9 protein-coding genes are annotated in these 14,302 nt (G+C 39.3%); 5 read left to right on the plus strand and 4 right to left on the minus strand.

Features of this window, described 5'->3' with window-relative positions; genetic code table 11:
* Positions 1-123: 123 nt before the first annotated feature.
* Positions 124-3,120, minus strand: a complete 2,997-nt coding sequence (locus EWU23_RS07895) for a PVC-type heme-binding CxxCH protein (protein WP_166230544.1) — start codon at positions 3,118-3,120, stop codon at positions 124-126.
* 261 nt (positions 3,121-3,381) lie between these two features.
* Here EWU23_RS07895 and EWU23_RS07900 point away from each other — a divergent pair, with 261 nt between their 5' ends.
* From EWU23_RS07900 to EWU23_RS07915, 4 genes are all read left to right on the plus strand, one after another.
* Positions 3,382-4,131: a LiaF transmembrane domain-containing protein gene (locus tag EWU23_RS07900; protein ID WP_166230546.1), complete on the plus strand. Its 750-nt coding sequence runs from the start codon at positions 3,382-3,384 to the stop codon at positions 4,129-4,131.
* Positions 4,132-4,272: 141 nt separating this feature from the next.
* Complete coding sequence (locus EWU23_RS07905; RefSeq protein ID WP_166230548.1) at positions 4,273-5,292, plus strand: sialidase family protein; 1,020 nt, start codon at positions 4,273-4,275, stop codon at positions 5,290-5,292.
* A gap of 1 nt (position 5,293) precedes the next feature.
* Complete coding sequence (locus tag EWU23_RS07910; protein WP_166230550.1) at positions 5,294-6,796, plus strand: sodium:solute symporter; 1,503 nt, start codon at positions 5,294-5,296, stop codon at positions 6,794-6,796.
* Positions 6,797-6,801: 5 nt separating this feature from the next.
* A complete protein-coding gene (locus EWU23_RS07915) occupies positions 6,802-7,746 on the plus strand; it encodes a dihydrodipicolinate synthase family protein (protein ID WP_235942176.1) in 945 nt (314 codons plus the stop codon).
* Here EWU23_RS07915 and EWU23_RS07920 read toward each other — a convergent pair.
* Genes EWU23_RS07920 through EWU23_RS07930 form a run of 3 tightly spaced genes read right to left on the minus strand, consistent with a single transcriptional unit; the run spans position 7,743 to position 10,732 of the window.
* Positions 7,743-8,528, minus strand: a complete 786-nt coding sequence (locus EWU23_RS07920) for a polysaccharide deacetylase family protein (protein WP_166230552.1) — start codon at positions 8,526-8,528, stop codon at positions 7,743-7,745. The genes EWU23_RS07915 and EWU23_RS07920 overlap by 4 nt on opposite strands.
* A 1-nt stretch (position 8,529) precedes the next feature.
* Entirely contained in the window at positions 8,530-9,825 is a 1,296-nt protein-coding gene (locus EWU23_RS07925; RefSeq protein ID WP_166230554.1) for a hypothetical protein, read from the minus strand.
* A 43-nt stretch (positions 9,826-9,868) separates the two neighbouring features.
* A complete protein-coding gene (locus tag EWU23_RS07930) occupies positions 9,869-10,732 on the minus strand; it encodes an AraC family transcriptional regulator (protein WP_166230556.1) in 864 nt (287 codons plus the stop codon).
* Positions 10,733-10,897: 165 nt separating this feature from the next.
* Between EWU23_RS07930 and EWU23_RS07935 the strand changes: the two genes are divergently transcribed.
* Positions 10,898-14,293: a SusC/RagA family TonB-linked outer membrane protein gene (locus EWU23_RS07935; RefSeq protein ID WP_166230558.1), complete on the plus strand. Its 3,396-nt coding sequence runs from the start codon at positions 10,898-10,900 to the stop codon at positions 14,291-14,293.
* The last annotated feature ends 9 nt before the right edge of the window (positions 14,294-14,302 follow it).

A 14,302-nucleotide genomic window follows, 5' to 3' on the forward strand; every position in this document is an offset into this window, starting at 1 on the left:
TAAATAGGTAATTTGAGAGAATGTCCAAATATATCAGATTCTTGAATAAAAAATTCGATTATTTTGTTTTTGTAACAGGGTTGACAGCGTTCCAAACGCTGGCAACCCTAGCAATTTTAAGCGTTAAATTCCTTTGATAAATGCCACCAAATCCGCCATATCTTGCAATTTAATATTGGCATCTAAGCCATTTGGCATGGCAGAAACTTTGGATGAAACTCTCGATTTAATTTGGTATTTCTCAATGACCTGAACCGCACCGCCCATTTGTTTTAGGCTAAGCGAATTGTCGTTTTCCGAAGTAATGATTCCTGAAATTCTAGAACCATCCGACATTTGTAAATCCCAATTGCCATATTTATCAGCAATGGAATTGTTGGGGTTGATAATTTCCGTAATGATGGATAGTGCATTTCTACTTTTTAAGGTAGATAAATCGGGTCCAAATGAGACCCCAGCTACACCCTTGATTTGATGACAAACGGTACAGTTTGCCTTAAATATTTCTTTGCCTTTAGCGGCATTTCCCGCCATGTCAGCAGCAGGCAAATAATTCTGTAATACCGCTTTTCTATCCTCACTGATGGCCAGAACTTCACGAGCTAATTTGCGGATATTGGCATCATAGGAATTCATTAACTCCACAAATTGTGGCCATTCCAAATCTGATTTTGGGATATTTTTATTGGCAATTTCCTTCAATAAGGGAATCATGTATTTTTCATTCACAATTTGATAGCGAATCCAAGCCTTTCGAGAAGGCATTTTCATTTGTTGGTATACCTGATTAATCTGAGCCATTTCCTGCGCAGAAATCTGATTCGGCAAAGCTTTGATACTGGCCAATTGAATGGATTCACTGCTAGATGTGCGAATGAACGAAATTAATTTGCTAGTGAATGCTGGATCCTTTTGTAAGGTTAACAAGGCCAAGGCATCCTCTTGAAATTTGGCATCTTGGCTACCTGAAAATTTGGTAAAGACTTCCTTGGCAAAAGTTTTATCAGTAGGTAAACCCACCGCTTTAAATACCCCAATGATGGCATGGCGCATGTTTGTGTTGGGAGAAATCAAAAACGATTTGGCTAAAGCATTTTTTTGATTTTCATCCAGCGTGATTTTCTTTTCTGCATAGTCCGCATAATTGGCCAAACCTTTTAATACAGCCGCTTGCCACCAATCGTTACTTACTTGGGCATCACTGGTTAAAGACAAGAAACTCATGTCTTGCTTTTTCATTAAGGCTGCTGCCACGTAAGCAAAGAAATTTTCTTTTCCTTCAGAGGGCTTATTACCAAAATTTGTAATGGCCCCTTGTAATAAACTTAACTCTGAACCTTTGGATGCAGCAATAGCAGCTACTCCCACCCAATGGTCATCTATATCTTGATTCAAGATGCTACTTCGTAAGGCTACAGCTTCAGGAAATGTGAAAAATGCCGAAGAGCATAGCCATTGAAATCGTACTCGAGCATCAGGGTCTTTTGCTGCTTGAATAAGAGATTTTTTTACATCTTTATTCGACGCAAAGGCAGGTAATTTCAAGTTTCGATCCGCAATTTGTAACGCATTTTCACGCACTCCTGCGGTCTTATTGGATAAGGCATGGACGATATCTTCTGGTGTTAGTTTGCCCCAATCCGACAATAACCATAAGGCTGGAATACTGGCTTCTGCCTCTTTCTTAGCAATCGTTTCTTGCAAAGCTGGTACAACTGACACATCTTTGCGATGGAACAATAAACGTTGGGCGGTTTTTCTAAACCAGCCATTGTCTGATTGTAATAGCTCTACGAGCTTTTCTGAAGGTTCTTTCGACAAATGAGTGTCATTCATCCAATTCATTCCCGCACTTCCCTTTTTTGTGATACGATAGATTCGACCTTTGGTCTTACCATTGTACAAAGCCCCGCTTTTATTAACCTCTTCCGACATCCATTCAGGATGTTCAATCAATTGTCGGTAATAGTCAATGACATATAAAGCTCCATCTGGGCCTACATAAAAATTGACCGGTCTAAACCAAGGGTCTTTGGAAGCTAAAAATTCTTTTTTCTCGAGTAATCTTTTACCTGTAAAAGTGGAACCTTTGGATTCAATGATATCGGCATGAACCAAATTATGTACGGGCTCACCCACAAACGTCACTTGACTAAAATCTTTGCCAAAAGCCCCTCCATCATACCAAGTGATACCACAGCTGGATGTCACCACGCCCACGTCTGTTAACAATTGGTGATTGGGGTTTTCTGAAATAGGATAGACCTCACAAGCATCTCCATGATCTGGGATTTTTTCCATAGCCTCAGGAATGACCAAATTGGGATTGGTGCTTGTGTAGCGGGCATCTAATACCTCATGGTAAAGGTGATCTGCATTATCGGTGTAAAATCGGTGACCCCAAGGGTCAAAAGTATGCCCATATTGGGTTTCTCCAGACATGGATTCTAGTCCAAAATTATCGGGTTTAAAGCGGACATTGCGCCCATTTCCGTTTTTGGGAAGGATGTTTGCCTTAGGATTGGCTGGGTAGCGGATATCACTTCCTTTATCTCCAAAAAGATATTCATAGGCAAAGGAATTGATGGATCCAGAATGGCCTAAATAAATCCAGTTGTCTAGACCGAATTTTGGGGAATTCATATTATGCTGCGGATTGGACAATGAAAATCCTGTTAATATCACCTCCCGCTTATCCGCTTTATTGTCGCCATTGGTATCTTCAAAATATAGAATGTTGGGAGCATCGGCTACGATGATTCCTTTTTTCCATTTCATGATTCCCATGGGTAGGGTCAAACTATCCACAAAAATTTCGGATTTATCAGGATATCCGTCACCATTGGTATCCATCAGTTTGCGGACTTGTCCAGTTTTGCTTAAATCCAGTGGATAGCCAGGCATTTCTAAAACAAACCAGTTGCCATCTTCATCGATTTCCATGGCCACAGGATCGGCGACTAGGGGCTCAGCAGCCACCATTTCAATTTCAAAACCATCCATGAGTTGAAAATCATCGAGGGCCTTTTGATGCTCTTTGGAAAGTTTAGGATTATTTTTTTTCTCTGTCGAACAGGCAAAAATGCTGAGGCAAAGGAATACAAGTATAAAATTACGCATGTTGTTTGATAGGTTTAGTTCACGCAAGTTAGCGTATTTATTAAGTTTTGATGAATCTCCAAATCACTCAAAAAAGAGAATTTAGTCAATATGCTAGATTTTATTATTAACATGTATAAATAGTTGTCTTTTAAGGGACTTTGATTGCGCTTTAGATAGGGATTTCGACAATTCACCTCGTTGATTCCCCGTTTATCCCAAAGTTGATGAAGCCATTTGACCTTTTGCTTTACTTGGCGAACAATTTTATACCCTAAACTCATGAGCAAAAAATCTACTTCAAAATCTGGTGGTACCGTTGGAATTGTTTTCCTGTTGGTAGGTATCGTATTTTTAATTCGTCAGACAGATTGGTTTCAATTGCCTGACTGGCTATTTACTTGGCCAGTTTTATTGATTGTTGTTGGACTGGTTTCTGGCATCAGTAGTTCATTTCAGAGAACGGGCTGGATCTGGCCGGTATTAGTGGGAGGAGCGTTCTTGATTGATCGAGAATTTATGGATATCGATATTTTTGAGTATACTTTACCTGTCGTGTTCATTATCGTTGGGATTTCTATGATTCAAAAATCGAATCGAAAGAAAGATTCATCCTGTGATACAAGAATGGGAAATTGGGGAAGTTCGTCCAATAAGGCCAACCCTAGCTTTTCTGCCCATGATGAACCCTTTATTGCCTTATCCAATGTGCTTAATTCAAGTACCATTCAGGCGACTTGCAAAGATTTTAAAGGGGCCAATTTGACTAATATTGTGGCGGGCTTGGAATTGGATTTTAGCCAGGTGGAATTTGAGGAAGAATCCATTAGTATTGAAATTACTCAAATCATGGGTGGGGCTACGTTTTATGTTCCAGAGCATTGGGAAATTAGACAGCATTACACAACTTTATTGGCTGGTTTTGAAGATAAAAGAAAGAGTTTAGGTAATAAAATCGAAGGAGAGAAGAAGGTTTTACACATAAATGGCTTTCAAGTTTTGTCAGGTATTCAAATCAAAGATATCCTTTAAGTATACGTTTAAAGTAATTATGGGGCAATGTGGGTAGTTGAAATTCAATTTTTGAAGACTCTTTTTTTTCAAAACTTTGGGCAAAAAGGATGATTTTCTCATAAATAGTGTAATTTCGCTTTCCATTGAACCTATTTAACTATGAAAATTTTGTATATACTAGCACTGATGGTGCTAGGTCAAGGAGCTTTCGCGCAGATTACAAGCTCAGAATTTATTTACGAGAAGGCCCCATTTCCTGAGTGCCATGCCTCAACCATTGAAGAAACTCCTACCGGTTTAGTAACCGCCTGGTTTGGGGGAACAGAAGAGCGTCATCCAGATGTAGGAATTTGGGTGAGTAGAATGGTCAATGGCAAATGGACAGCCCCTATCGAAGTGGCCAACGGTGTTCAAAATAGCACCATTCGTTATCCCCTTTGGAACCCAGTTTTATTTCAAATGCCAGCTTCTAAAGGCGGGGAGTTATTATTGTTTTACAAAGAAGGACCTACTCCAAAAGATTGGTGGGGAATGATCAAACGTTCCAAAGATGGCGGTAAAACATGGTCTAATACCGAAAGATTACCTCTAGGCATTTTAGGACCAATTAAAAATAAACCCGTGATGTTGAAAGACGGGACATTGCTATGCCCAACTAGCTCAGAGGATAATGGTTGGCGGGTACACTTTGAAATGACCAAAGATGGAGGACGTACTTGGACGCGTACAGAAGCTATTAACGACGGGAAAGAGTTTTCAGCGATTCAACCTAGTGTCTTATTTTTAAAAGACGGTCGACTGCAAATTCTTTGTAGAAGTAAGAATGGATATATCTTGGAGTCATATTCTTCCGATCAAGGAAAGACTTGGTCAGCTTTGAAGGCTATTTCTCTACCTAACCCTAATTCGGGTACGGATGCCGTTACCTTAAAAGATGGTCGTCAGGTATTAATTTACAATCACGTGACTAAGGAATCCCAAGAATGGGGTGGCAAACGCTCTCCACTCAATGTGGCTATTTCGTTGGATAGTAAAACATGGAAGGAACTTGCCGTATTAGAAAATGAGCCTAAGGCAGAGTTTTCTTACCCTGCGGTGATTCAAACGAAAGACGGTAAAATTCATATTACCTATACTTGGAAAAGAGAGAAGATTAAGCACGTTGTGATCACCTTATAATATGACTCTACCTGTTCTTGATCTTAGCATCATCGTTGTTTATTTACTATGCATGGTGGCTATAGGTATTTATTTTTCTAGGAAAAATAATAGTTCCGAGCAATTTACCACGGCCTCGGGCCAAATTCCTGGTTGGGCATTAGGGCTGAGTTTTTATGCCACTTTTTTAAGTGCCATTACTTTTTTGGGAGACCCAGGAAAGTCTTTTGGCTCCAATTGGAACCCATTCGTTTTTAGTTTATCCATTCCGTTTGCAGCTTGGGTATCCACCAAATACTTTGTTCCGTTTTATCGAAACAGTGGAGAAGTAAGCGCCTATACGCATTTAGAAAAGCGTTTTGGAGCTTGGGCACGAACCTATGCCATGGTCTGTTTTATCATGACCCAATTGGCCAGAATGGGGACTATTTTTTATGGAATAGCCCTGACAATCAATGCCTTAACTGGGGTGGATATGCGATTAATTATCATCGTTTCTGGTTTATGTATTATTTTTTATACCGTGTTAGGGGGTATGGAGGCAGTTATTTGGACCGAGGTGATACAGGCTATTTTGAAAACGATGGGAGCACTGATGATTGTGGGGATTATCATTTATCAAACAGGCTTTTCTAAAGTGATTGAAGTGGGTATTCGGGATGATAAATTTAGCTTAGGAAGTTTTAATCCTGATTTTAGTACCAGCTCCGTTTGGGTGGTTTTGTTGTATGGGTTTTTTATTAATTTGACCAATTTTGGGATAGATCAAAATTACATACAGCGTTACCATACGGCCAAAGATGCCAAAGAAGCAGCTAAAAGCATTTGGTTATGTGTATTTTACTTCGTTCCCGTATCTTGTTTATTCTTTTTTATTGGAACTGCGCTTTATACATTTTACTTGGAAAACCCTGCCTTGATTTTAGAATTAAAGCAACAGGTTTCGGCCGAAAAAAGTATTGCCATAGATGCCTTAAAACCATCAGATTATGGTGATCGCGTATTGCCGTTTTTCATGAAAACCCAGATACCTAAAGGTTTATTGGGCTTGTTGATGGCAGCCCTGTTGTCAGCAGCTATGAGTACCATGAGTAGCGGTATGAATAGTTCGGCTACGGTATTTCTCAAGGATATATATTTACGCTATGTTCAAAAAGATGTACCTCCTGCCAAGCAATTAAAAGTCTTGCACATTGCTACCGTAATCATGGGATTATTAGGTATCACCTTCGGGATTAGCATGATTGGGGTTAAAAGTCTCTTGGATGTTTGGTGGAAACTATCGGGAATTTTCGCTGGGGGGATGCTTGGTATATTTTTGTTAGGATTCTTATCAAAGCATGTAGAGAATTTGGCGGCCAAAGTGGGTGCCATTGCTGGGGTAGTCATCATAGCCTGGATATCCTTTAAAGATAGTTTTCCCGAAGCTTATCAAAGCCCATTTGATTCTAAAATGACCGTTGTTTTGGGCACCATTTCCATTGTATTGATTGGTCGCCTTGTTCAAAAATTGATTAGTAAATAGAAAAAATGATGCAGCAGAAATTACCGAAGGGTTTTGTACCCGTGATGATAAGTACCTTCAAAGAAGATCATTCTTTGGATTTGGAAGGAATAGCCCGTTTAACAGAAATGTATATTCAAACAGGTTCAGTAGGCTTGTTTGCCAATTGTTTGTCGAGTGAAATGTATGAATTATCTCGTGCGGAACGATTAAGTTTAATAGAAACGGTGGTGAAAACCGCAGCAGGCCGAGTACCTGTAGTAGCTACGGGAACCCTAGGCGAGAGCATTGAGGAAATGGCTGATTTTTCTAAGGCGATTTATGCTTTAGGAGTAGATGCCGTGATTGTTTTGAATAACCTAATGGTGAAAGAAGAGGAGTCTGACGCTGTATTTTTACAGCATATGCACCACTTTATGGAATTGACTCCAGGAATTCCTTTTGGTATTTATGAATGTCCTGTTCCCTATAAGCGTTTGATTAGTCAAGAGGTATTAGAAGATTTATTACCCTCTGGTCGTTTAGTCTATCACAAAGATACATCCTTGGATTTAGCTAAAGTGGCCTTGCGTATCCGTACGGCTCAAGGCTATAATTTTGGTTTATATGATGCCTACATGGGTCATGCCGTTTCTGTCTTGAAGGCAGGAGCCATGGGTTTGTCCTGTATTCAAGGGAATTACTTTCCTGAATTAATCGCTTGGTTATGTGCTAACTTTAATGCGCCAGGAAAAGAAGATCAAGTGGCTGAGGTACAGAAATTCTATATTGACAATATGGAGGTGATGCATACGGTTTATCCTACCAGTGCTAAATATGTCTTACAAAAAAGAGGCTTCCCTATTCGTTTAGCTACCCGCCGTGATGTGGGTAAGTTGACACCTAAAGAAACCTCTGCTTTGGATCAATTAATTCAAGATTATTTGAAATTACCTATGGTAAAAAGTCTGGATTTTGCCCCCTTAGTTTAATGCGATTGAATGTATTTGGTAACTGTTCCCATGGGAGCTATCCAAATCCCATGTGCAGGATCATTGGCATATTCCATGAGTTTTTTCAGCATACTGAGTCGGGTGGTTTGATTGCCCGACTCATTCATTTCATGGCCAGCCAATACCAGCCATTTGCCTGATTTTCTCGCTTCTTCAATCAAGGGTAAGATTTGTTCAAAATCTTGGCCATCCATTTCTATGCCTGTCAATTGGGCAAAATTAGTATAGCTAGGATCATTGGGAGCCTCACTTTTCCATAGGCGGCCCAACAAAAAATGTTTGGCAATTAAAGGAACATAGCTTTGTGTTTGACCCGCATTCCCAATAAAGGTTTGTCCACAGGGATAGGCAAAAACTTCGGCTTTTACTCCTAAGTTCTTTTCTATGGACTTATTACAATCCAATATATCCTTCTCCATTTTTTCTAGGCTATAATTTTCCAAGGCATTGGCCCTAGACCAGGTAAATATACCGGTACAAGGATGTGAGGTACTGTGGTTCCCAATCTCATGTCCGTCGGCTACGGCTTTTTTCCAGCCAGCTAGATTTTTTTCCATAGCACCCGGGTTGAGGAAGAAAGTGGCTTTTACTCCATGCTGATTGAGCAGTGGAGTTCCATGAGTCACTTGGCTACCTCTCGCATCATCAAAGCTGAGACTAAGGGCCATTTTTTTACCTTGTGGCCAAGTAAAATTTTGCGAAAAGGAAGGAATAGCTCCTAGTAGAGCTATTCCAATGATAAAGCAATGTATTTTTTTCATGTTATGGTTTGGGTGTTTCTAGGGGAATTTCTTCTCCAAATCTTTTATGTGAACCTTTGATTTCATCGTGGGAATTAGCAGCAATATAGGCTAATACTGCGATGAAAGCCAAGACAAGCCCTAGGTTTTTGGCATAAGTATTCCATGAAATGGCGTGGTTTTCAAAGTTAACTTCTACTTGGCTGAGTAGGTATATGATAATAGCAAAATTCACAATGTATAAATACTGCTCAATACGATAGGTACTCAAGAAAGCACCAGTGATGAGAATGCTCAATAACATATACAGTCCAAAATGACCGATGAAGAATTTTTTGATATCGCTATAGTCTAAGGATTTAGATTTGGAGTGAACATTGAGCCAATAGATTCCTGCAAAAAGAATTAACAATAATGAATCCCAGCGAACCGACAGTTCTACGGCTTGGTCGGAAGCAGTGAGCAAAGGAGTGATGGTTTTTTCCAAGCGATCCAAGCGGAAATTTTGTTGCCACATGGTAAAGGGAATGATGAGGACTAGCATGATAAGTGGAAACCATTGTTTGGAATAGTTCACTTCTGTACTGTCTTCCCAATGCGAAGTAAATGTACCATAGGCCATACCGATGCCCCCAAAAAAGCCTAAGGAATATTCCATAACATTCCAGAAATTGAATTTAATTTCGGAAACATGTCCTAATACTTGTAAGAAATTACCAAAGGCAAATCCAAAACCTCCACCTAGTCCAGCGAACAAGGCCACACGAAGGGCTGAATATTGCTTGGTACGAAACATAAACCAAGTAAGTGCAGCAGCCATGCCTAAAACTCCCGCCCAAGATTCATCTCTAGGAGGAGTCATGAGCCAATCGTATTGTTGGATGATGAAAAAGTAAAATAAGACGGCTCCTATCACCATTTCTACCAATAGCTGTGGCCAGGAAACGGGGCTTTTGCTAGAGTTGGATAGGCTAAGGCCAAATAAGCCTCCTCCAATGAAACCATAAAGTCCACCGATGACAAATAGGGAAATCAAGCCATAGTAGACATTGACAAATTCCGTATCTCGGCCATAACCTACGACCATGCCGTAGCTCATGACTCCGCCGATTCCCCAGCCCATGGCTCCAGAAATGATGACTTGAAATGCTTTGGCAAACCAATCTTTGCGATTGGCAATCAGCATAATGGCCATGGATCCGATGGCCCCAGCCCAAGCGGCCCCATGCTCATGTCCAAATTGGCCACGTATAGCCCATGCCGTTCCCAAGGACATCCCTACGGTGAGTAGGGATAAAAGTAATTTTTTGTTGTTCATTATTTGGTAGGTTTAGATATTGGGAATCAAAAATTATAAGGTATTAATTGAACTCCTTGGCATATTGAAAAGGAGTCTTACCAGTGGTTTTTTTAAATGCTTTGTTGAAATTGGTAAAATTGTTAAACCCAGATTCATAACATATTTGGGTGACTAGAAATTGATTTTCCTTAATCAATTTACAGGCATACTCCACCCGAATTTCATTCAGGAAGCTGGCGTAGTTTTTTCTAGTTTTGGTTTTAAAATACCGACAAAAAGACAGAGGACTTAAATGCGCAATTCCGGCAATTTCATCGATGCTGATTTTCCTTTTGAAATGCTTGACAGAAAAATTGTAGATCAAGTTTAATCTTTCTGTTTCTTTTTCACTGGTTGAATTCTCTAGAATACCCATCGAAAGAATTTCCCTTTCCTTACTCATGGAAAGTAAATCTAAGATTTGATATAAGTGTAAAACCAAGTTGTCATTTTCATTGTCGAGGATGGCGTTCATCCGACAAATTATTTGTTTTTTGGTTTCCCCTTGTATTCTAATTCCTTTTCTGGCTTCTTCTAATAATTGTAAAACAAATCGATTTTCGTGCAGCTTGAAAAATGAATTTCCAAATAAATCAGAGTTAAAGTGGATGACTAAAGCGCTGGCTTTTAAGTCTTCATCACCCTGAAAATATACGTTATCACTACGTAAATAGTGTGGACAATTGGAACCAATTAACAGTAAATCACCATCTTGAAATCGTTGGATACTATCCCCCACAAACTGGGTTCCAGTACCTTTTTCAATTAGTAACAATTCGATTTCTGGATGGTAATGATACTTGTTAAAAAAGTAATTAACTATGTCACGACGAACACTAAATGAACGCAGTGGTTGGTTCGAAACTTTAAGTAAATGAGCCTTCATTGAATTATTAAAGTTGTCAATTTAGATGAAATGCAGCTATTATGCTAGAATAGTTGTGCTATTTGACAAATTTATTTAATTATTCAACCATTATAATGCATTTTTTTGTTAAAATTTTTAACCCTGAATACTGAGTAAAGTCTTTTCAACCAAATCTATTTAATTATGAGATTAAATTTTACAGTAAAAATGTTTCGGCATTTTCTATTTGTAGCAGTCATGATAGCCGGGTGCTATTCAGCTGCTTTCGCTCAGTCCCGACTGATCACTGGAAAGGTAACTTCCAGTCAGGATGGTACGGAAGTTCCTGGAGTGAATATTTCACTGAAAGGAACCACGAAAGGGACAACCACTAATTCGTCAGGAGCTTATTCCATTGAAGTTAATGGAACGAATCCCGTATTAGTATTTTCGTTTGTTGGTTTTGATACGCAAGAAATTCGTATCGGAAGTCGTAGTGTGTTAGATGTTTCTTTATCCTCTAGTACTGCCTTATTAAATGAAGTAGTGGTTACAGCCTTAGGTATCAAGCGTGAAGAGAAATCGCTTGGATATTCTGTGGGTAAAGTAGCAGGTAAAGACTTAAGTCGTGTCGTGAATGAAAACGTCTTGAACTCTTTATCAGGTAAAGTAGCTGGTGTGAGCATCAATGCTACGGGTGGTACCGGTTCTTCTGTGAGTATGATCATTCGTGGTGCTAAATCATTGAGTAATGACAATCAGCCATTGTTTGTGATTGACGGTGTGCCGGTGATTAACTCCTTGAACAACGTAGGTCAAATTGGTAATGATAACCGAGTGGATTATGGTAATGCCATTTCCGATTTAAATCCAGAGAACGTAGAAAGCGTATCGGTTTTGAAAGGACCAAGTGCTGCGGCTCTTTACGGTTCACGTGCTGGTAATGGTGTCGTTTTAATTACTACAAAAAATGGCTCTAAGGCAAAGAAAATGACCGTGAATATTACTTCTAACACGGTATTTGATAATCCTTACAAATTTTTGAAAATGCACTCGAAGTTTGCTACGGGTGTGCTTCCATTTACTCCAGACAATAACCCATATCCAGGAGGAATTTTGAGTATTGAAGAAGGATCAGCGGGAGGTATTGGACCAGAATTGGATAAAGGCTATAAAGCTATTCAATGGAACAGTCCAAAAGGAGCTGATGGAAAAGCTATTCCAACGGAATTAAAATCATATGCTGATAATGTGAAAAACTTTGTTCAAACAGGTATCACAACCACGAACGGAGTTTCGGTTACCAATGGAAATGATGTAGCTAATTATCGTTTGACATATTCCAACATGACTAGCCGCGGAATTATTCCAGGTTCTGATTTATTCAAGAACTCATTATCGGCAGCTTCTTCTTTCAAATTGTCGAACAAATTGAAATTGAGTGCTAACATTGATTTGAGCAGAAATAATTCAAACAATCGTCCAGCTAGTGAGAGAGGATCTAACCCATTACAGTGGGCATATGCGGTTTCTCCACACATCAACATCATGGACTTGAAAGATTACTGGGTTCCTGGTCAAGAAGGTTTACAACAGAAGTCACAATCTATCGGAAACTTTAATAACCCTTGGTTCTTAGCTTATGAAGTGAAAAATGCATTTGAGCGTAATCGTGTATTTGGTAATGTAAAAATGGATTATCAAATTACTCCAGAGGTAAGCTTAATGGCTCGTTATGCTTTGGATACCTATGGAGAAACTCGTGAAACTAAAATTGCGAAGTCTTACACGGGTGAGAAAAATGGTGCTTATGGTATTACTAATTTAGATCGCTATGAGCGTAACGTGGACTTCTTAGCTACTTGGACTAGGCCAGTAGAAGATTTCCATCTATCATTCTCTGTAGGAGGTAATGCAAGAAGTTCTAAAACCATGGACGTAAGTACTTCTTCTAAAGGAGGAACTGGTTTGATTATCCCAGGCTTGTATACCTTACAAAACATTGCTAATACCAATATTAACTACACCAGTTTCCAAACGAAGAAGGTAGTTTATAGTGCTTATGGAATGGCTAACGTATCTTACAAGGATATGGTGTATTTGGATTTAACAGCCCGTAACGACTGGTCTAGTACCTTGCCTGTAGAAAATAGATCTTACTTCTACCCATCTGCTTCATTAAGTGTATTGTTGAATGAAGCATTTGCTATTCCAAATGACAAGATTGATTTATTGAAAGTAAGAGCAGGTGTGGCACAAGTTGGTAATGATACGAACCCTTATGCTTTGATCAATACCTTACAAAATGCTGAAGCTTGGGGCTCATTAACTCGTTTAGGAAAATCTGGTTCTATTTTATTACCTGATTTAAAGCCTGAAATTGCTACTTCTTATGATTTAGGTCTTGATTTGACGATGTACAAAAATCGTTTGAGATTCTCTGGAACGTATTATACGGTAGAAAACCGCAACCAAATCATCCCGACTACTCTACCTTCTTCTTCTGGTTTTACATCGAAGAACATCAACGCAGGTTTGTTAGTATCTAAGGGTATTGAATTAACTGTTGGTGGTACACCGATCGACAAGAATGGTTGGAGATTGGATTTGACGGCTAACTTCTACAAGAACGAAACGACGATCAAAGAACTTTCTGAAGGTTTAAATTTCTATACTCTTTGGACAGATGCGAAAGGTGGAGCTTGGACTTACGTAGGAGATAAAATTGGTGATATCTACGATGCTGAAATTGTAACGGTAAAAGATAAGTCGTCGAAATATTACGGATATCCAATTTTGGATACGGATGGTTCTTGGCAATCTGTCAATGCAAGCAATACACGTACTAAGATTGGTAATTTCAACCCAGACTTCATTTTAGGCTTACAGACTTCTTTATCATATAAGAACTTTAGCTTGAATATGACATTCGACTGGAGAAGCGGTGGAGACTTTGTTTCTCAAACATATCGTTACAGTGAGTCTGACTTGAAATCACAACGTTTCTTAGATAACTTGATCAATCCAAATGGTTTGACAGGAGATGCATTGCGTAACTATTTGGTAGCTAATGAAGATAAATACATCCGTATTAATAAAAATGGTTATTTCCCAATCGTAGGGGGTCCTACAGCAGAGTACGGTGGATATCCTTTTGAATATGGTGGAAAAACCTATCCGAATGGGGTATTTAACCCAGGTGTTATTGCCAAATATGATGCTCAAGGAAATATCACAGGATATGAGGAAAACTTAGGTGGCCCTAATACCCGCGTTCTTCCATACGGAGATAACTATCCATGGAGCTTTACTCGTGCAGCTACATTCGATGCTTCTTTCTTGAAGTTGAGAGAGATCTCTTTAGGATATGAGCTACCAAGTAATTTTGTTAAGAGCTTAGGTTTGCAAAGTGCTAACTTCTCTGTTTACAGTCGTAACATCATTTTATGGACGGCTTCTAAAATTGGAATCGACCCTGAAACAGCTTTCCAACCTCAGTCTGGAGCACAAGCAGGAACCCAGTTTAAACAAGGAATTGAGCGCTATAATGTTACTCCTTGGGTTATCCCAGTTGGATTTAAACTTGGTTTGACATTTTAATCAAAGCAC

The sequence above is a fragment of the Aquirufa beregesia genome, from assembly GCF_011090385.1.
Classification (GTDB): domain Bacteria; phylum Bacteroidota; class Bacteroidia; order Cytophagales; family Spirosomataceae; genus Aquirufa; species Aquirufa beregesia.